Source organism: Paenibacillus sp. JT22N7 (assembly GCF_059383875.1).
The window spans coordinates 37,082-57,190 of record NZ_JBXENY010000008.1; the positions used below are offsets into that span (position 1 = coordinate 37,082).

Below are 20,109 nucleotides of genomic sequence, written 5' to 3' on the forward strand. Positions count from 1 at the left end.
TAATCTGTATTGAATGCAAAAAGTGGGGGAGCTTCCTCCACTTTTTTTGTTTTTTCGTTGTTTCGCGGATGCGATTGGGTAATTTCGTGTATACTAATTGGTATATGATAATCTATCAACCGGTTGCAAGTGCTGATAGAATGGCCTCCGGTATATGAGGTGACGAGGAAACTAATGACACAAGAGCAGGAATTGCTTGATTTTATGCGGGAGACCGCTTATAAACCGATGACTTATCAGGAGCTGGAGCAGCATTTTGGCGTGATGGAGGCTGCTGATTTCAAAGCTTTTTTGCAGCTGCTTACCCATCTGGAGGATAGCGGAAAAATCCTCCGTACGAGCAATGACCGTTATGGCGTTCCGGAACGGATGAATTTGCTGCGCGGAAAATTGCAGGTGCATGCGAAAGGCTTCGCATTTCTGCTTCCTGACGACAAAGAGCATCCTGACATTTATATTCACGCCAATGATCAGCTCAGCGCGATGAACGGCGATATTGTCCTTGCGCGCGTGACGTCCAAGAGCCAAGCTGGAGGCCGCCTGGAGGGCGAGGTAGTCCGCATTGTGCAGAGAGCGGTTACACAGGTGGTCGGCACTTTCGAAAGCCATGAAGTGTATGCCTTTGTTGTGCCGGATGACAAACGGATTAACCGCGACATTTTCATCGCGAAAAATGAATTTAAAGGCGCTGTATCCGGTCAAAAGGTTGTCGTGCGCATCGTTACCTATCCAGAAGGCCGTTCAGCGGCACAAGGCGAAATTATTGAAATCCTTGGCCATAAGGATGATCCAGGCATCGATATTTTGTCGATTATCCGCAAGCATCAGCTGCCGGAAGGCTTTCCGGAAGAGGTGGATGCAGAGGCGGAAGCGGCTCCTGATTCGATTACCGAGGAAGAAATTGTAGAGCAGGGCCGTCGTGACCTGCGCAATGAGGTCATCGTAACGATTGATGGCGAGGATGCTAAGGATCTGGATGACGCCGTCCATGTAAAGGTGCTGGACAACGGCAATTATTTGTTGGGCGTCCATATCGCAGACGTCGGCTATTATGTGCGTGAAAACTCCGAGCTCGATCAAGAAGCTTTCCGCAGAGGCTGCAGCGTTTATTTGGTGGACCGCGTCATTCCGATGCTGCCTCATCGCTTGTCGAATGGCATTTGCTCGCTTAATCCGCAAGTAGATCGGCTGACGCTTTCCTGCGAGATGGAGTTTGATGCCAAGACGCTGAAACGCGTGCGCCATGATGTGTTTACGAGTGTTATTCGTACGAAGGAGCGCATGACGTATACGAACGTTCGCAAGCTGCTGACGGCAACCGAAGAGGAGCCGCAAACCGAACTGAAGGAGCGCTACGCTGATTTGCTGGATATGTTCACGCTGATGGAGCAGCTGGCGATGAAGCTTCGCAAGCAGCGGATGAAGCGGGGCGCGATTGATTTTGACTTTCAGGAGTCGAAGGTCATCGTTGATGAGCAGGGCAAGGCAGTCGATATTGTGAAAAGGGATCGTTCCATCGCGGAGCAGATCATTGAGGAATTTATGCTTGTGGCGAACGAGACGGTTGCCGAGCATTTCCACTGGCTGCGCGTTCCTTTCCTATACCGGATTCATGAAGACCCGGATCAGGAGAAGCTGATGCATTTCATGCAGTTTGCTGCGAACTTCGGTTATGTGGTGAAGGGCAAAGGCAACTCGGTCCATCCGCGTGCGCTGCAAATGCTGTTGGAGGAAATTAAAGGCGCGAAGGAAGAGACGGTTATTTCCACCGTTATGCTTCGCTCGATGAAGCAGGCGAAATATGATGCGCAAAGCTTGGGACATTTTGGGCTGGCAGCGGAATTTTATTCGCACTTTACTTCGCCTATTCGCCGGTATCCGGATTTGGTTATCCACCGCGTCATTCGCGAGGTGCTGGAGGGCGGCGGAGCGCTCAGCGAGAAGCGCAATGAGGCGCTGACTGCACGCATGCCGGATATCGCGCAGCATTCATCTGAGCGTGAGCGGGTAGCAGCTGATGCCGAGCGTGACACCGAGCAGATGAAAAAATGCGAATTCATGCTTGATAAAATAGGCGAGGAATTCGATGGCATTATCAGCAGCGTAACCAGCTTCGGGATGTTTGTCGAGCTGGATAATACGGTGGAAGGGCTTATTCGTCTGAGCGATCTGACGGATGATTATTACCACTTCCAAGAGCAGCATATGGTGCTTATCGGCGAACGTACTTCCAAGGTGTACCGGATTGGCGATGAGGTGAAAATCCGCATTGGCAATGTGAATATGAATGACCATACGATTGATTTTGAAATGGTCGATATGAAGCCTCGCAGCGGTTTTAAAGGCATCGCTGATGCTGGGTTCGGCGCATCGCGCGGCGGGCGCGGGCGCAGCGGCGGCTTTAACAAAGGCGGACGCAGCAGCGGTGGCGGTGCGGGCACCGACACTAGAGCGAAGGGCGACAGTACCGCTGCTGGCAGCAAGGGCGGAAATGGCGGCTACGGCGGCTTTAAAGGCAAGGGCGGCAAAGGCGCCAAAGCGGGCAATGGAGCGAGAGGCGCCAGAGCCGGGAATGAAGGGCATGGAGGAAGAGCAGGGAAAAGCGGCAGAGCAGGGAACAGCGGTAAAGCAGGAGCAAGAGATGGCGGCCAGCAAAGCAGCGGTCTGGCCGGAAATGGGCAGAACCCGTGGCAGCTGGATGGTGCTGCTGCCGGGGCGCGTCGTCGCGGCAAGCGCGACGACATTGGTGCGGGGCAGCGGCGCGAGGGTGATGGCGCCGCGCCGGGGTTGTCGGACGCGCTAAGCCGTCCGGCAGGAGAGAGCCAGCGCCAGGATAGCGGCGCTGGTGAGGAGCAGCTGTGGTGGAACTCAGCTGCTCAGGCCGGCGGAGCCGGCCAAGGCGCGAAGCGCCAGCGCAAGGGCGCTGGGCGCGGAGCTGCGCCAGGCGCAAGCGGCGGCGGGAACGCGCCGCGCCGCGGGCGCAAGGGCGACGCTGGCGGCAGCTTTGCGCCGGCGGAGCAGACGCAGCGGATCGTGCGGGCGGAGCCGCAGGATCGAGGCGAAGGGCGCGGCGGCGAAGGCGCGCCGCGCACGGATATGTGGGGGCTGCCGATTAGAGGAGGCAGCCGTCGCAGCGATGACGGCGAGCGAAGCGGCGGAGCTGGCCGTGGTTTTGAAGGCGGCAAGCGGCGCCAGGCGGCGCAGCCAGGCTCAACCAGCGGCGCCAACCCTGGTGGGCAGGCTTCGCCAGATGCTGCTGGAGCAGGCGGAGATGCGGCTAAGAGGAAGCGCAAGAAGAAAAACGGAGGCAACAATTCAACGGCTGCTTTTGTTAGAAAAAAACGTAAATAAAACAAAATAGTTGTAAAGTCCCTTGCATCAGCGCTGCCCCTCATACAGAGGCTCAGCAGCGCTGGTACAGCGGGCCAAGCTTTAGAAATTATTTAAGCTTGTCGCTTGCTTTTTGAATATGGGTATAGTACACTCAAAGCAATTGATGATATGGACCTGAATTCACATATTGAAAAGGGTGTCATTACAGTCATGGACCTTTTTCAATGTGTGAATTTTTTGTTTCTCAAAACGAAACAGGCGCATATTAATTTTATTTTTGGAGGTTTTACAAATGCAACAAGGTACAGTTAAATGGTTTAACGCTGAGAAAGGCTTTGGCTTCATCGAAGTTGAAGGCGGCAACGATGTATTCGTACATTTCAGCGCAATCACTGGCGAAGGCTTCAAAACGCTGGAAGAAGGACAACGCGTAGAATTTAACGTTGTTCAAGGCAACCGCGGACCACAAGCTGAAAACGTAGTAAAACTGTAGTAGTTTAATCAACTGCGAAATTTAGCCGCTTTCGACCGTAAGGTCGGAGCGGCTTTTTATGCTTTTGACGAGCAAACCATATTTTATAATATGGCAGCTGCTTTCTTGCTTTCATTTTCAAAAATTGCTACAATATATATCTAGCGGCTTTTTCAATTTTCTGGAGCTAATGATGATGTCGAGGTGATAAGAATGGGCAAGAAAAACGACGGCAAGCAGCTTGCGCAAAATAAAAAAGCTTCCCATGATTATTTCATCGAAGACACGTATGAAGCGGGAATGGTGCTAATGGGGACGGAAATTAAATCGCTCCGCAACGGACGAGCCAATATTAGCGACGCATTTGCGACGATACGTAACGGCGAAATTTTCATCCACAACTTGCATATCAGCCCTTTCGAGCAGGGGAATCGTCACAATCCAACGGATCCGACGCGTGCCCGCAAGCTGCTGCTTCATAAAGCTCAGATTCACAAGCTGCTCGGCCAATCCAAGCAGGAAGGCTATTCGATTGTGCCGTTGAAGATTTACGTGCGCAATGGTTACGCGAAGCTTCTAATTGGGCTAGGTAAAGGTAAGAAGCAGTTCGACAAACGCGATTCCGCGGCAAAGCGTGATGCCCAGCGTGATATTCAGCGTGCGCTGCGCGAGAAGCAGAAGATTATACGTTAAGCGCGAAGATCCTGAGTGCAAGCGCAAAGTTGAGCGTCTGTAGATTTTCAAGGAAAGCGTGTTGAATTTTACTAACAGTACCAATAACATTTTAGGGATTATTCCTTGAATCGTGTTATACTAACAAAGTAACGAAGCAAGTTCTTAGCTAAATGATGATCTGGTTGCGGCTCTTATGAGCTGGCAAGGATGAGTCATTTATGCCAACTCGGGGGCGTTCTTGGATTCGACGGGGATAGGACGAGCGCGGGTTGCGGGTAGTGGGGACGCGTCCACTTCATCAACGCTAAAGCCTATTAAATGGCAAACAACAAACAAACTACGCTTTCGCAGCCTAAGAAACTGTGAGCGTGCTCCTACCTAGCATCGCCCATGTGACTAGACTAGGGGCTAACAAGTAGTGGGATACGCTGTCTCATCTCCGCCTGGGGTGAGCTGAAGAAGACAATCAGGCTGACCTTGGAAGAAGCCGGTTACGAGGCGTCCTCCTGGGTGACATCAAAATCGTGACTACACCCGTAGATGCCTGTGTGGCGTGATCTTCGGACAGGGGTTCGACTCCCCTCGCCTCCATATGTAGTACCAGTGACGGACACCATTCGGTGTCCGTTTTTGTTTGCTTGGAATCAAAGTGCAATTTAAGGTAATAAGTTTTTCCACCTGGTATGATGAAGGGAAAAGGTGATAATACAATCGCTTTCTCAATGTATAGCTCAAGAAAAGACTTGTATAATCAATGATAAGCTAGTCATAAGAATCGGATGCTTTTTGAATTTAAACCGTTATGGTTTGTTCGGTACTGTCTAATAACACTCGGGCTTAGAGCTAATAGTAGAGTTATAATGATATTAGTTGAATTTTAAAACGAAATGAGATGAGTATAATGGCTATCAAGCATGGAATATGGAGAGTTGCTGGTGATGAGGTCAGACAAGTAAAGAATATTACGTTAGATTTGGAAATCGAACTTGAAAATATCATTCAATCAAACCCAGCTATACTGGATGACAATTGGCTGATCATCGGAAGACAAGTCATGACCGAGTTTAATACATACATTGATTTATTAGCAATTGATAATAGCGGCTCTATAATTATTATTGAATTAAAAAAACATAAGACAAGTCGAGAAGTTGTGGCACAGGGCCTGGACTATGCATCATGGGTTAAAAACTTGTCAGTAAGTCAAATATCTGCAATATATGAGACTTATATAGCTAGATACTCTCAAAAACAAAATAGTTTAGAGGAGGAATATTATGATAAATTTAAGATTAACCTCGAAGAAGAAAGTATTAATCACTCCCATCAGATCGTTATTGTAGCAACTGAATTGGATTCAAGCACAGAAAGAATAGTGGAGTATCTAAGTGATTCTTTAATACCGATAAACGTCATCTTCTTTACTGTTTTTGAAGAGGATTCTACTAAATATATAAGCCGTGCATGGATGATTGACCCACAAGAAACCTTAGACAATGCATCTATCGTAGTTAAAGATAAGGAGCCTTGGAACGGAGAGTATTATGTTTCTTTCGGTGATGGAATAAATCGTAGTTGGCCTGATGCTTTAAAATACGGATTTATCTCAGGCGGCGGCGGGGAGTGGTACTCACGTACACTTAATCAGTTGTCTATTGGAGACCGTGTTTGGGTTAACATTCCTGGTATTGGTTATGTTGGTGTTGGAAGTGTTACGGATACAGCTAAAAAGGCAGATGAAGTTTTCTTCCAAGAAAATGGAGAGGAACAAAATATATATCAGCTTAGTAATAATGCAAATTACTTTCAAGACTTCCTGTATGACGATGATAGGGCCGAGTTCATTGTGAAAGTGAACTGGATAGAGGCTCTGCCTGCAAATAAAGCTATATCTGAGATTGGATTTTTCGGAAACCAAAACACCGTTTGTAAGCCGCGTGCTTCCAAATGGGTTCATACCATTAACCGTTTAAAAGGCATTTGGCAAATACAATAAAATAAAAACAAAATAACCCGTGTGCGTGATTCTAACCTGCATTGCATCGCCCATGTGATAAAATTAGGGGCTAATAAGTAGTGGGATACGCTGTCACATCTCCGCTTGGGGTGTGCTGAAGAAGATAATCAGGCTGACCCAACGTATAGCCGGTTACAGGTCGATACTCGGGTAACATCAAATTCGTGACGACACCCGTAGAAGCCATTGTGGCGTGATCTTCGGGCAGGGGTTCAGATTCCCTCGCTCTTGTGAACCCTTGTCCTTGTAAAACCACAACTAATTATACTGGATAGGGGCCAACGTGTTTGTGGCTAAAGAAGTACCTGACTTACGTCAATGCGACGCTGGTAGGTACTTTTTTGTTTATAAGTGGAGGAATGTGGAAGATATTGTCGAATCAATAATGTAATATTATATGAGATAATAATCAACGGGAAAGGACTGGCTTTTCCTCACTGGAATTTACTATCTCACATTTAACAGTAAGGGGGAGAACATGCCTTTTCCAATTGAAGAAAAGTTTGTAGTAGCTGTCGCTTCGAGTGCCCTTTTCAACTTGAAGGAGTCTGACAAGGTATTTAAGGAAAAGGGAGAGGAAGAATATCGCCAATATCAACATGATCATGAACAGGATGTGCTAGAACCGGGAGTTGCTTTTCCATTGATCAAACGTTTACTCATGATCAATGGTGATGATCCGACCGACCAACCGGTTGAGGTCGTGCTATTGTCGAGGAATGATCCCGATACGGGTCTTCGTGTTTTCAAATCTATTCAACATTATGGACTTACCATATCGCGTGCTGCATTCGTTGCAGGATCGAATCCTTTCATTTACATGAATGCATTTAACGCTTCATTATTTCTTTCGGCAGATCCTAACGATGTGCGATCTGCCATCGAAATGGGCTTGCCAGCCGCCCAGGTGTTTCCTACTGAATTTGTTGATGATGAGAAAGAGTTGGAGCTTCGGATTGCGTTTGACTTTGATGGTATCATTGCAGACGATTCAGCGGAAGGGATTTATCAGGCTCTTGGAATGGAAGGCTTTCATGAGAATGAGAGACAAAAGGCAAGTGAAGCCCTGCCGCCCGGACCGCTTTTTAAATTTTTTGGTGAAATAGCCGTTCTTCAGCGACGTGAATGGAAAAAGAAGCAGAAGGATAATGTTTATTCCCCACGTATTCGAATAGCTATAGTAACTGCTAGAAATGCACCAGCACATGAACGCGTAGTAACGACACTAAGAACTCTTGGTATACTGGTCGATGAAGCTTTCTTCCTTGGCGGAATAGAGAAGGGGAGAGTATTAAAGGTATTTCGTCCACATATCTTTTTCGACGATCAGGTAGGTCATATTGAGGGAGTATCGAGTGTTTCTCCAACTGCGCATGTTCCTTTTGGGGTTGCTAATAAGGTTAAATCGTTGACACCACCCCCAAAAACATCCTAACTAATACACAGCGGCGAATTGTGTTTTTGCACAGCATTGGTGGCTTATTTCTAATTAATACGGTCTGTCCTATGGATCAAGTTTCTTTCGGAGGAGTAGGTACCAACTATGAAAAAAGGATTATTGGCATATCTTGTTACTATGGCGCTATTTTTCTCTTTAGTTCCTTCTAATGTATTAGCAGCTGAAAGAAAATTCGGCGATACGATTGCTAGTGCGAACGGACGTGTAATTGCAATCCAGAAAGATGGGAGTCTGTGGTATTGGGGAAAGGGCACATTTAATGATTCTAGAGGTGATCAATCTCCTCAACGAGCAAGCAAATCCAAATTAATGGATGATGTCATAGCCGTATATGGAAATTGGTGGAGTAGTTTTGCCATTAAATCAGATCACAGTCTATGGTCTATACAAAGTGATGAAAACGACCAAGGCGTTACAAAACCCATTAAAGTAATGGAGGGGGTTCGAGAAGCTACTGCTTCGTACAGTAAAGTGTTAGTACTGAAAACAGACGGAACCGTATGGGTGAAGCCTGCCTATGCAGACAACAAGAGTTTCAAACAAGTTATGTCTGGAGTAAAACAAATCAGTGCTAATCTTAATTGTTATTATGCTTTGAAAGAGGATGACTCACTCTGGGGATGGGGAGATAACTATTCTGGCGGATTAGGAATTAAGACGCAAGAGGTTGATATAATCGCACCAGTTAAAATAATGATGGATGTAAAAAGCGTTCACGGGATTGGCAGTAACGCATTTGCAATTAAGAAGGACAGCACCCTTTGGGGTTGGGGCAAGAATGAAGATGGTCTCCTATTTACAGGTAAAGGAGAGACGTGGGCGTTTAAGCCCTATGCTGATGGAAGTCAAAGTATAGTGAAGGCACAGTTTACACCTGTTAAGATTATGAGTGATGTTATAAAGGTCGATGGACGCAATCACATAGCTGTCATTAAAAAGGATCATAGTCTATGGACCTGGGGCGGTAATCAAGAAGGACAGTTAGGGGATGGCTCAACAGAGTCGCGTTATACACCTCAAAAAGTTCTTGATGATGTCATAGATATTACGGCAAAAGCGGCTTTTACGTTCGCATTAAAATCCGATGGCAACCTGATGGGCTCTGGATCTAATGGTGTGGGAGAATTAGCTCTTGACACATTCGATTACGATCCTCATCCTACACCTATTCAGATAATGGATAACGTCGCAATCCCTTATACGACGGCTTCCTTTCCGTCGGTTTGGGCCAAAGACGATGTATCTTTTGCGATTAAAAATAAACTATTACCTTTGTCGATGCAATCTGGATATGAGAAAAATATAACACGAGGAGAATTTATATCCTTAATTGTCCCATTAATAGAAACAACAACAGGCAAGGAATTAGATACAATCATGAATGAGAAAGGCTTGAAATTGGCAGAACCCTTTAATGATACAGACGACAATAACATTTTAAATATCGCTGCATTCGGTATAATTACCGGAGTTGGAGATGGTAGGTTTAATCCGAATGGTCTTATAACCAGAGAACAAGCGTCACTTATTTTAATGAAAACGTCAAAATTTATCGGAATAGACAGCGAGATTAGGGTAGATTCCAATAAATCCTTCACCGATCATAATCAAATTTCTGCTTGGGCGGAAGAATCAGTTTATTTTTGCACAACAAATGAAATCATGAAAGGCACAGGGAATAATAATTTTAGTCCAAAGGCCCATTATACAAGAGAGATGAGCGTAATTACAATCGTTCGATTGTACGGTCAAATTTCAGGTCAAGTTACCTAAACTGCATCGTGATACACGGTTATAACTGCACCTAGGGTGTGCTGAAGACTACCAAGGTCTAGAGTGGGGAGGCTTTCCGAAGGTGACATCAAAATCGTGACTACACCCGTAGATGTCTGTGTGGCGTGATCTTCGTACAGGGGTTCGCTGAGGTCTCTATTCTTCTGAATTTTAATTATGCTGCAATGAATATATATATTGAAGTTTCTTGGAGGCTTACAAGGCTCACTCAGAAAGAGGTCATCGTTACATTGAGGAAGTCGTTGTAATCGATACGTTTGCTGATTCATCAGAAGCCCTTCGCCGGTACAGTCAACTTCATCGGGAAGAGCCTAGTCGTGAATATTGCTTCTTTCACACCTCTCGATCGGAATTAGAAGCGAGGGAACGCTATGTTGGAATCAGAGGACCGGGCAGTACACCCGTAGAAGCAAGCGTGGTGTGGTTTTCGGATAGGACTTCAAATCCCCCAACAATCAATATGCAAATCCCGACCGCACAAGGTCGGTTTTTTTTCTGTCCAGTTGTCTAACTTTTACGATAAAGGGCTTCTAGGATTTTTCATATGGTAAAAGCCCGGTATACGCATGACTCTTGATAAATTGGTTAATAGTGGATCGGAGCTGAATTTGTTTATAAACGCCCTCTTCAATTGCGGTACTCTCTGCTTTGTGCGCAGAGCTAACAGATGGTAGTGGCCATTTTTATTTCTTTTAACTGTAATCCATTGAAGCTGTTCTTCAGGGTAGGGTTGAATTGATTCGAGAAGATGATGGTTATAAAAGATGGCGCAATGGCAGCCTTTGATATCCATGAAAATCTGCGTAACAGAAACGAAACCTATGATCTGCTTTTCAAAAATCAGTCTAGCGGGTTGAAACGCTGTTATGAAAATACATAGGACATAAAGCCATTGATTGCGATTGCGAGGGGATTTTACTTTGACAGAAAGCCTCGAATCCTGGTCGCTGGTCAGGGGCAAGGCGCAATTGAGGCCTGGATGAAGAAGTTGGGCTCAATCCGGAAAAAGCAAGCGCTATTCAAGCTGAGCAAAAAGCTCAAACATGGCTATCTTATATTAATATATTCGCGACAACTATCTTGACTAACACCGATCAGAAGTCCGTTCACATTACATTAAACTAAAATATATAATAATAAAAACAAAATGTAATAAAATAATGAGTTTTTAAAAAGGGTATAAGAAATATACTAGAGTATATATTCGTTCATAGATTTCATAAGGTGTTTACAAGCGGGATAAAGATGGAGATACGGCCGTGATTGGGATGGGAAGGGGGTTATCTAAATTATCATCTAGTTTTTGGTATTAAATATAAATAATTTTAATTGATTCAATTTACAGCAAAATATCCATAAAGTATAATTGATTCATAAGGAGGTGAACATGCGCTGTGAAGTCTATATCGAGGATAAGCCTTTTTTAAAAGCTCAAAAAGTAAGCGCTTTCTTTTTTGGAGCCCGGTTACATGTCCTGAAGCTTTTACACCGATGATTACCCGCATTTACCCACAAGCGGTACCCCTCACCAAGGAAACTGATTTGCATATTTAGTCACTATTTCTATTGCTCTGTTTGCAGCTTTAAAGGCTATCTGCCCACCTTATTGCAAGCGCTATCATTTTAGCCGGAGGTGAAAATTCACAGTTCATCCGTACGTTCTCTAGGGTGCATACACATCATGCCGAGACAGAGGATCAATTATGAATATTTAATAAATCTAACCAAAGGAAAGGTGGATCCATGATGATGAAATTGAAAACTAAATTTAATGGCGGTAAGGCTCTCCGTGAAGGTATAAAGCAAATACTTGTAATAGCGCTGCTTGTGGTGGGGATTTTCCATGGCATGGCCCCGGGGGCGATCCAGGCTGCGGAAGCGCATCAGAATAATCCGTTTGTCGGAGCTACAGCGTACCTGAACCCGGATTATTCCGCCCTTGTCGATACATCCATCACGCTTACCAGTGACACGTCGCTAAAAGCAAAGATGGAAACGGTCAAATCTTATCCAACTGCAGTCTGGATTGACCGAATTGCCGCCATTAATGGCGGGGCGAACAATGCCGGACGCAAAAGTATCGAGGAGCATCTGGATGCTGCTCTGGCTCAAAAGAAAGTGGGTACTCCGATTACCGCTTCATTCGTCATTTACAATCTGCCGGGCCGGGACTGCCATGCGCTGGCGTCCAACGGTGAATTGCCACTGACGCAGGCCGCATTGCAGACGTACAAAACGGATTATATTGATGTCATCGCAGGTATTTTTGCCAAACCCAAGTATCAGGACATTCGCATCATTGCCATCATTGAACCGGACAGTTTGCCTAACCTGGTCACCAATCTCAATACACCAGCCTGTGCTCAAGCCAGTTCGACAGGCATCTATGAAGCTGGCGTGAAATATGCACTGGACAAGCTGCATGCCATTCCGAATGTGTACAACTACCTGGATATCGGTCACTCCGGCTGGCTCGGATGGGATAACAACCGGACAGCTACTATCTCGCTGTATACGAGCGTTGTCCAGGGGACAGCGGCTGGCCTGAATAGCGCAGACGGCTTCATTACCAACACGGCGAACAGCACTCCGCTGAATGAACCGAATCTGCCCAACCCGGATCTGAACATCGGAGGACAACCGATCAAGTCGTCCAAGTTTTATGAGTGGAATCCGTATTTTGACGAAACCGATTTTACGGCTGCATTGTATAGCGGGTTTGTGCAGGCAGGCTGGCCGGCCAGCATAGGCTTCCTGATTGATACCAGCCGCAATGGCTGGGGAGGGGTAAACCGTCCGACATCGGCTACAGGCAGTGATATTAACACCTACGTGAATTCCGGGCGTGTCGATCGCCGGGATCACCGGGGGAACTGGTGCAACAACAGTGGAGCAGGCATAGGTGAAGCACCTAAGGCAGCACCGGGACCTGCCCATCTGGATGCCTATGTGTGGGTCAAGCCTCCGGGTGAATCCGACGGTTCCAGTTCGGAAATTCCAAACAATGAGGGCAAGGGCTTCGACCGGATGTGTGATCCAACGTTTACAACTCGTGATGGTGTATTGACGGGGGCGCTTCCTAACGCTCCGGTATCTGGCCATTGGTTCCATGATCAATTCGTCATGCTGGTGCAAAACGCATTCCCTGTTCTTCCGGCCACCAATGGCGGCGGAACGACGGCTCCAGCAGCTCCGGCAGCACTGACTGCGACAGCAGGCAATGCACAGGTATCATTGAGCTGGACGGCTTCCGCAGGAGCAACGAGCTATAACGTGAAGCGGTCGCTGAGTGCGTCCGGACCGTTTACCACCGTTGCCGCCAATGTGAGCGGCACATCGTACACCAATACGGGTCTGACCAACGGGACGATCTACTATTATGTGGTCAGCGCCGTGAATACCGCAGGTGAAAGCGCGAATTCGGCTGTAAAAAATGCTGTGCCGGTAGCTGGAGCCATCGCTCCTGCTGCACCTACTGCATTGACGGCCACAGCAGGCAATGCACAGATCGGCCTATCCTGGACGGCTTCTGCAGGAGCGACCAGTTATAACGTGAAACGCGCGCTGAGCGCGTCCGGTCCATTCACTACCGTTGCTGCCAATGTGAGCGGCACTTCTTACACGAATATAGGTCTGACCAATGGTACAACCTATCACTATGTTGTGACTGCTGTGAACGCTGCGGGGGAAAGCGCCAATTCTGCCGCTGCTTCCGCAACTCCGCAAAGCGTGGTTGTTCCGACCAGCGATCTGGTCTTGCAATATCGTGCGGGAGATACCAATGCGACAGACAACCAGATCAAGCCGTATTTCAATATCAAAAACATTGGCAGCACGGCTGTAGATCTGAGTGATCTGAAAATCCGTTATTACTTCTCGAAGGAAGGCACCGCAGCTATGGACTCGGCCATTGACTGGGCTCAGGTTGGCGGTACCAACATCCTGCGCACGTTCACCGATACGTATGTAGAGCTCAGCTTCACTTCCGGAGCCAGCGCGATCCAGGCAGGTGGACAATCCGGGGATATCCAGCTCCGCATGTACAAAACGGACTGGACCAACTTTGACGAAACGAATGATTATTCCTACGATCCAACCAAAACATCCTATCAGGACTGGAACAAGGTGACCCTCTATAAAGGCGGCAGCCTAGTGTGGGGAATTGAGCCTTAAAGGACAGAAAAAGAAACTCCAGAGTTGATTGCCGAATCGGTCAGAGTTAAAGACGAGTAAGATGCTGTGCAGGCCATAGGAATGTATCTAGGCCGTGAATACGAAGTAAGGACGTATGCAGACGTTGGGGATTTTATTGTTTATTAGCTGATGAAGGATTTTTTGCAGGCACGTGTTGAAGAGCATTAGTATTAAGAATTAGCATCAGGGGATATATAAATGTCTAAATGGTTATAAGCAATTGCTGGAGAGGTAAGAAGTTTTTTATTTACAACATGCTTCCAAGAATAAATGATTCCACCTATCTAAAATTCTGCTCAACATGCGGCGGGGAATTGTTGTTTTGCACAACCACGGTTCGCCTCCATACTACAAAAGGGGCTGTCCAGAAAGTCGGTGAAAGCTGACTACTGGACGCCCCGTTTTTATTAGATGCATGCCGAGGGATCGAAAAGCTGCTGCGAGAAAACATCCCCGCGATGTGGCTGGCCGAGATGCAGCAGCCGGACTTCCGTACCTTAAACGACTTCCGAGGCGTGCGCATGAAAGCATTCATGGATGAGTTGTTTGAAACGATGACCCACAAGCTCATCGCAGATCACTACATCACGATGGAGAGCTACTTTCTCGACGGTACAAAGATCGAAGCCGATGCTAACAAATATTCGTTTGTGTGGAAAAAAATCCACGCTGCGCTTTGAGGAAAAGATCAAGGTAAAGGTGCAGGAGACCCTTGCGCATATTCATACCCTCACGCAGCAAGAAGCTGGCGAATAGGCCGCTACAGATCCAAATGAGCTTCCTGCAAAGCTTGAGGAAACAGCAGCTGTGCTGGAAGAAGCGGTGTTGAGTACTTTTATACCAAAATTGTTAATTCAATAGCAATTGGAGAAGCAGTCACTCAAAACTTTCAAGTTGAAATTGGAAATATGGATTATGGGTTGGAAATGCAAGGGATAATAGGTTTTAATCTACTAAAACGAATTGGAGCAAAAATCGACGTTGATGCAATGAAAATAATAGTGGATTAGCCAGCGGGTAGTGGGATACGCTGTCTCGCCTCCGCCATGAAAACCCAGTCCGCATGAGGGCTGGGTTTTGTGTTGGAAAGGTTTTTCGGAATAGAATCCGTATTTGTCTGAAGGCATGATATAATGAAGTATTCCGATCGATTAGGAACGAGAGAGGAAACTCGATATGAACAGATTTGAAGACTGGAATCTAAAAGTAAAAAAGACGTTTAATGCAACGAGCAACTTAGTTGTATTAACCGTTACGGAGGCAGGAGGATTAATGGGTCTCTCCAAAGATCAAATGAAGGTCTTCGTGGATAAATATCACTTAACAAAAGTCCCGATCATGAGAAGTGCCCATAGATACCTGTTACTGAAGTGTGAAATAGACGAAATTGTAGCGAATAGGGCCGTTTAGTACAGGGCGCTGCCGCAGACGAAGTCAAAACAATGATTACACCCATAGAAGCAAGAGTGGCGTGATCTTCGGATAGGGGATCGATTCCCCTCGCCTCCATATTGCAAAATCCACAACCGAATCCGGTTGTGGATTTTTAATTAATGTTGATTATTGAATAGGGGTTCCGTTCTAAGCAAATAGTTACCCCTTACCTCTGCAGCCCAATTGGCAAAGACCTCTCTCCATTGAACACTGTTAAAGAAATCGTCTACGGATTGGTTGTCGGAATCCCAATCGATAAATATGTTGAGAGGTGTGATTCCTCCAGCCCAAACGCCATTATTGACGTCAGTTCCCCGCTCTCTAACTAATAATATTGGAATTCCGAATTGAAAAGCCATGGCAGGCTCGATTTGAGAAAAAGTCGATCCTTCCCAGAACGGAGTGCTCGTCGGCGGCTGCCCCACATTGGATTGAAGAATTTCCACAAAAAATCTGCGGAAGTTGATCGCGAGCAAGCCGTAGCTTGAAAAAACCAAGCGTCGTATATTCGTGAGGATGCTCTCTGGATATTGTTCACTTACAGGCAATGTGCGGGGAAATAGCAATGCCTCTTCAATTTCTGCAACAAGACGGTTCAGAAATTGTCCTTGCAGGTCATTTACCGTATTGGTTGTACTCAAAAATATAGGAATTCGAAAAGCGCGATCCACGCATTCATCGATAGCCGATGTTGTGCCCTTTTCATTATCAGTGGGCTTAGGTTTTGTGGAGGTGGAGGTTATATTCAACCCCAGTCTATGTGTATTAGCCATTAGCCCATTTGTGTTACTGGCATAGCCTTTACGATGAGAACCTATTTGTGTTTGCCAAGACACCATTCTGCAGATACTATTAACCTGATAGTAAACAAGGAGTGTGATCGTTAAGTGGAGGAGAGAGGAACTGTAGTCTCAATGTTGTCCTCGCAGACTGGAGATTCGACGCAGCAATCGAATGAAAATGTAGCGTTAATGTGCAAAGAAACCCCAACCCTATTAAATCAAATTGCAGAAGGCTTATTACATACCGACGTGAAAATTGCGGGAGATTGCGCAGAAGTTTTTACAAAGGTAGCAGAAACTCACCCTCACCTAGTTACGCCATATGCCAAGCAGCTACTCTCCTCGATTCATCACAAACATACACGGGTGAGATGGGAGTCCATGCATGCTGTTGCTCTCATAAGTTTTAGCATACCTAATCGAATTTTCGATGTACTTGAAGAAATACAAGAACGGATGTTTTTGGACCAAAGTACAATCGTAAAAGATTATTCTATCCTTTGCTTGGGGAATCTGGCATCCTGCGGTGAAGCGGAAGCCAAAATGATTCTGCCGATATTAAAGAAGGGACTCCTTCAATTAGAGGAGAAATTTCTATCTAAATTGTTAACGGCCATGATTGGAATCGCTAAGGTCTCCCCGAGTTTAGCGGCCGAAGTTTTGGTGTATGGATATGATTATGAAGTCCATCCCAAAAGCTCCGTTCAAAAGGCGGCGAAGAAGTTAGTAAAAGCAGCAAAATAGACCTCCGATTATGAGGCGTCATTTGCTTAAGCTATATAAGCTAATTAAAGGGTTTTAAAGCTAGAGATTGAATAATTTCTGCTTGGGAGAAAGGTTTTTTCCTGCCCAATTGTTTAACCCTTACCATAAAGGGGCTTCTAGGATTTTTCATATGGTAAAAGCCAGGTATGCGCATGACTCTGGATAGATTGGTTATCATGGGATCAGAGCTGAATTTTTTGGCTAAAGCTTTTTGAATAGGAACGAATTTGCTTACGGAGCCACCTTGGATAACCCAGTAGATGTGATATCCGTTTTTAGTTTCGACAATCATCGTATCCTTAATGTGAGTCTTGAACTTTTTAATAAATGCGTTCTTCAATTTAGCTACTCTCTGTTTTTTTCGCAGAGCTAGCAGGTGGTATTGGCCTTTTTTATTTTTTTTAACCGTAATCGATTGAAGCTGTTCTGCTGGGTCGGATTGAATCGTTTCAATCATCTGTTTGACCTGTTCTTTGGTGTCTAAATGCACGGAAATCTTGTTTAGATCTACATCGATAAACTGTGCTCTGATTTTTTTGAAATCACTAGTCTTTGATTCTCGGTAATTGATCTCCATAAATACGGCATAACCTTTCTTATTTTGACTGAGAACATGTATGCGTTTATTCCTCTTGGTAAAGAGTGTGAATTGAGGAGTATGGCTTTCAAGTAGACTTAGCGGTTTATGAAGTGTCATGGCTGGGTGCTTGGAAGTGGAACTGCATTTTGTATTTTTGTTCTTATCGTCATGGACTAAAATGAAATTCAGTTGTTCGTTCTGCTCGCAGCCTAGTTTTTTTATAAAATAGCGTGCATGACTGGAGAACCTCTTCAAATTTCTCGAATATGTCGTTGAGCCTAAACGTTTTGCCATTGAACCCCATCTCCTTTAGAGCATGCGTCACACTTTCGATTCTTTTCTAAACAATCATATTCTGGAAAGAGGACACAAGTGTAAGGATCAGTACCCATTTTTTAACATGTGATAGGCTAATCAAATAGTCAGGGCGTTTGCTAGGGCGCTATCAAAGCAGATTAATCGCAAGGTAAACCTAATGTTTTTCAAAATAATAAAAAAGCTCTCAAGATAAAGAAATTGGGCGAGTGGGCGAAGTTCGCCAAGACAGAGAGAGGGGGATTGCGTATGGATTGGGAAGCCCACATCGAACGGTGGAGCCGAGCCGCTGTTAGACTGCTGGATATTCGGCAGTATGGTGTAGAGAAAGGAACGGTTCCTGATCGCTTTGTGACGCATACGAGCTTTTTCGTAGTTACTACCCATGGAGAGGCAAGAGTGAGTCTGTCGGGAACGGTCTATCGCACTCAGCCCCTTCACATTTTGCACGGAGGGAAGGATGCGGAGCTGGATTTTATGCCGCTAGGAAACGACTTTGCCTGCTATTTGCTTCTTTATAAAGCCGAGTGTGAATCGTCGGAGGATGGAGAGGGCTTCCATATGCCGTATGCATTCACTCCTTATGCGTCGCTGCCTCTACGGGAAAAGTGCCAAACCATGCATCACTTATGGCAGCAGGCAACCCCGATGGACAAATTGCAGGCGCAGTCTGTTTTTCTTCCGTTTGTGTATGAGGTTATGCGGCAAGTCCGCACGTTGGCAAAGGAAAACAGCAGACCGAACTTAGTAACCGAAGCGATACACTATATTCAAGAGCATTACAGGGAGTCAATTACCGCCGAGGAATTGGCCGGGATTTACAGCTGCAGCGCGAGCTACTTGTCTCGTTTGTTCAAAAACCAGATTGGGGTCGGTCCGATTGAATATCTGATTCATGTACGCATTCACAAATCAAAGCAGCTTCTGCTGAAATCGGAGGCACGTATCCAGGAAATAGCTAGCAGCATTGGCTATGCGGATGTCTATTATTTTAGCCGCTTATTCAAGAAGCATACGGGCTGCTCTCCGCTTCAATTTCGGGAGGACAATCGGCGGGCTGTTCAGAATAATCCATTACGTCTGTTAAAATCGTCTATTGTAACCCCAAAGCTTGTTTCCCATAATGAGAATGAGATTTGTTATCAATGCAATGGGGAAGGGGACACATCAATGTTTAGATTTTCAAGACCCGCGTTTGGAGCAATGTTGCTATTATGCACAGCCTTGCTGCTGAATGCTTGTCAGACAGGCAGCAATACAGGCAGTAATACAGGGGCGGCGGAATCCCAGACTGCTTCTGCAGGTGTCGCTACAGAAAGCGCAGCTGCAGAAACACGCATTTACGAGCATTTGAAGGGCAAAACAGAAATTCCTGTAAAACCTCAGCGGGTGGTCAGCCTCTATCATTTAGGTGAGCTGATGGCGATTGGGGTAAAACCAGTAGGTGCAACCACCTACATTCTGAGTAACCCGCTGTTAAGTGATACTTCCGGTATTGAGGACATTGGTATTCCGCCTGATCCGGAGAAGATTCTCTCGCTGGAGCCCGACCTGATTGTTACAACGGCACCATTCGCAGAGGCAGTAGAGGGCGGGTACGAAGCACTGAGCCAGATCGCCCCAACCATTGTTGTAGAACAGCACAACGATCCGATAAAGGATGTTGAAATGTTTGGCGATATTCTTGGCAAGCAAGAGGAAGCTAAGCAATGGAATGAGGCATTTGCGACAAAGATAGCCGATTACAAGGAGAAGATTGCCCCGTTTATTGGGGCGGATGAAACCTTCTCGATTTTGAATGTGCGTCCTGATGCCGTTTTTATTTACGGTGATACCAATATGGGGGGCAACATTCTTTACAGGTACCTGGGTTTAAAGCCAACCGAAAAAATAAAGAATGATGTTATCAATGGAGAAACATGGGAAATATCTACTGAGGTCATTCCTGATTTCATAGGTGATCGGTTATTTCTAGCTGTGAATGAAGGAGCAGAGGAAGAATTGAAGAAGGTGGAGAAGCTAATTAAAAATTCACCAGCAGGGAAAGCAGGAAAGATCTACAATATTGATTTCGATACATTCCTTCTCAGTGATCCGATCTCAGTAGAACATCAGTTGAATATCATCGTTGATTTGCTGGTTGAAGGCAGCAAATAAAAGCAAAAAGCATATCACCTCTACTTCGATGAGAGTCAAAAAACGACAGGGTATAGATAATCATTTTTAAGATTGGGATTCTGGGAAATATTACATTCTAAAACTTGACAGTAAAGAGGAAATTAAAGTAAT

13 protein-coding genes and 1 other RNA gene are annotated in these 20,109 nt (G+C 45.8%); 12 read left to right on the forward strand and 2 right to left on the reverse strand.

The genetic code is table 11. The features are described from left to right. The first annotated feature begins 174 nt into the window (after window positions 1–174). The 10 genes from rnr to AC50Y5_RS21290 all read left to right on the forward strand — a co-directional run bounded on the left by rnr (window position 175) and on the right by AC50Y5_RS21290 (window position 15,354). Window positions 175–3,351: a ribonuclease R gene (gene rnr / locus AC50Y5_RS21245; protein ID WP_494863565.1), complete on the forward strand. Its 3,177-nt coding sequence runs from the start codon at window positions 175–177 to the stop codon at window positions 3,349–3,351. Window positions 3,352–3,625: 274 nt separating this feature from the next. Then, complete coding sequence (locus tag AC50Y5_RS21250; protein ID WP_028609190.1) at window positions 3,626–3,826, forward strand: cold-shock protein; 201 nt, start codon at window positions 3,626–3,628, stop codon at window positions 3,824–3,826. Window positions 3,827–4,018: 192 nt separating this feature from the next. Continuing rightward, on the forward strand, window positions 4,019–4,498 hold the full coding sequence (gene smpB, locus AC50Y5_RS21255; protein WP_056032466.1) for an SsrA-binding protein SmpB: 480 nt from the start codon (window positions 4,019–4,021) through the stop codon (window positions 4,496–4,498). A gap of 210 nt (window positions 4,499–4,708) precedes the next feature. Beyond that, window positions 4,709–5,074: a transfer-messenger RNA gene (gene ssrA / locus AC50Y5_RS21260) on the forward strand. Window positions 5,075–5,381: 307 nt separating this feature from the next. Then, window positions 5,382–6,476, forward strand: a complete 1,095-nt coding sequence (locus AC50Y5_RS21265) for an endonuclease NucS domain-containing protein (RefSeq protein ID WP_494863567.1) — start codon at window positions 5,382–5,384, stop codon at window positions 6,474–6,476. A gap of 499 nt (window positions 6,477–6,975) precedes the next feature. After that, on the forward strand, window positions 6,976–7,932 hold the full coding sequence (locus AC50Y5_RS21270) for a 5'-nucleotidase (protein WP_494863568.1): 957 nt from the start codon (window positions 6,976–6,978) through the stop codon (window positions 7,930–7,932). A gap of 108 nt (window positions 7,933–8,040) precedes the next feature. After that, entirely contained in the window at window positions 8,041–9,729 is a 1,689-nt protein-coding gene (locus AC50Y5_RS21275) for an S-layer homology domain-containing protein (RefSeq protein WP_494863569.1), read from the forward strand. 1,767 nt (window positions 9,730–11,496) lie between these two features. Continuing rightward, window positions 11,497–13,923 carry a glycoside hydrolase family 6 protein gene (locus AC50Y5_RS21280; RefSeq protein WP_235533085.1) on the forward strand — a complete coding sequence of 809 codons (2,427 nt, stop codon included), beginning with the start codon at window positions 11,497–11,499 and terminating at the stop codon, window positions 13,921–13,923. A gap of 479 nt (window positions 13,924–14,402) precedes the next feature. Beyond that, window positions 14,403–14,624: a transposase gene (locus AC50Y5_RS21285; RefSeq protein WP_494863570.1), complete on the forward strand. Its 222-nt coding sequence runs from the start codon at window positions 14,403–14,405 to the stop codon at window positions 14,622–14,624. A 496-nt stretch (window positions 14,625–15,120) separates the two neighbouring features. Further along, window positions 15,121–15,354, forward strand: a complete 234-nt coding sequence (locus AC50Y5_RS21290; protein ID WP_056032451.1) for a hypothetical protein — start codon at window positions 15,121–15,123, stop codon at window positions 15,352–15,354. A 140-nt stretch (window positions 15,355–15,494) separates the two neighbouring features. Here AC50Y5_RS21290 and AC50Y5_RS21295 read toward each other — a convergent pair whose 3' ends face one another. Beyond that, window positions 15,495–16,151 carry a hypothetical protein gene (locus AC50Y5_RS21295; RefSeq protein WP_494863571.1) on the reverse strand — a complete coding sequence of 219 codons (657 nt, stop codon included), beginning with the start codon at window positions 16,149–16,151 and terminating at the stop codon, window positions 15,495–15,497. Window positions 16,152–16,265: 114 nt separating this feature from the next. Here AC50Y5_RS21295 and AC50Y5_RS21300 point away from each other — a divergent pair, with 114 nt between their 5' ends. After that, window positions 16,266–16,904, forward strand: coding sequence for a hypothetical protein (locus AC50Y5_RS21300; protein WP_155972897.1), 639 nt, complete (start codon window positions 16,266–16,268; stop codon window positions 16,902–16,904). Between the two features lie 40 nt (window positions 16,905–16,944). Here AC50Y5_RS21300 and AC50Y5_RS21305 read toward each other — a convergent pair whose 3' ends face one another. Beyond that, on the reverse strand, window positions 16,945–17,799 hold the full coding sequence (locus AC50Y5_RS21305) for a DNA-primase RepB domain-containing protein (RefSeq protein WP_494863573.1): 855 nt from the start codon (window positions 17,797–17,799) through the stop codon (window positions 16,945–16,947). A gap of 669 nt (window positions 17,800–18,468) precedes the next feature. Here AC50Y5_RS21305 and AC50Y5_RS21310 point away from each other — a divergent pair. Further along, window positions 18,469–19,977: a helix-turn-helix domain-containing protein gene (locus AC50Y5_RS21310; protein ID WP_494863574.1), complete on the forward strand. Its 1,509-nt coding sequence runs from the start codon at window positions 18,469–18,471 to the stop codon at window positions 19,975–19,977. The last annotated feature ends 132 nt before the right edge of the window (window positions 19,978–20,109 follow it).

What these genes read in the sequence shown, in the direction of transcription:
- rnr (WP_494863565.1), top strand. Translation starts at nt 175, where the DNA reads ATGACACAAGAGCAGGAATTGCTTGATTTTATGCGGGAGACCGCTTAT.
- AC50Y5_RS21250 (WP_028609190.1), top strand. Translation starts at nt 3,626, where the DNA reads ATGCAACAAGGTACAGTTAAATGGTTTAACGCTGAGAAAGGCTTTGGC.
- smpB (WP_056032466.1), top strand. Translation starts at nt 4,019, where the DNA reads ATGGGCAAGAAAAACGACGGCAAGCAGCTTGCGCAAAATAAAAAAGCT.
- AC50Y5_RS21265 (WP_494863567.1), top strand. Translation starts at nt 5,382, where the DNA reads ATGGCTATCAAGCATGGAATATGGAGAGTTGCTGGTGATGAGGTCAGA.
- AC50Y5_RS21270 (WP_494863568.1), top strand. Translation starts at nt 6,976, where the DNA reads ATGCCTTTTCCAATTGAAGAAAAGTTTGTAGTAGCTGTCGCTTCGAGT.
- AC50Y5_RS21275 (WP_494863569.1), top strand. Translation starts at nt 8,041, where the DNA reads ATGAAAAAAGGATTATTGGCATATCTTGTTACTATGGCGCTATTTTTC.
- AC50Y5_RS21280 (WP_235533085.1), top strand. Translation starts at nt 11,497, where the DNA reads ATGATGAAATTGAAAACTAAATTTAATGGCGGTAAGGCTCTCCGTGAA.
- AC50Y5_RS21285 (WP_494863570.1), top strand. Translation starts at nt 14,403, where the DNA reads ATGTGGCTGGCCGAGATGCAGCAGCCGGACTTCCGTACCTTAAACGAC.
- AC50Y5_RS21290 (WP_056032451.1), top strand. Translation starts at nt 15,121, where the DNA reads ATGAACAGATTTGAAGACTGGAATCTAAAAGTAAAAAAGACGTTTAAT.
- AC50Y5_RS21295 (WP_494863571.1), bottom strand. Translation starts at nt 16,151, where the DNA reads ATGGCTAATACACATAGACTGGGGTTGAATATAACCTCCACCTCCACA.
- AC50Y5_RS21305 (WP_494863573.1), bottom strand. Translation starts at nt 17,799, where the DNA reads ATGGCAAAACGTTTAGGCTCAACGACATATTCGAGAAATTTGAAGAGG.
- AC50Y5_RS21310 (WP_494863574.1), top strand. Translation starts at nt 18,469, where the DNA reads ATGGACAAATTGCAGGCGCAGTCTGTTTTTCTTCCGTTTGTGTATGAG.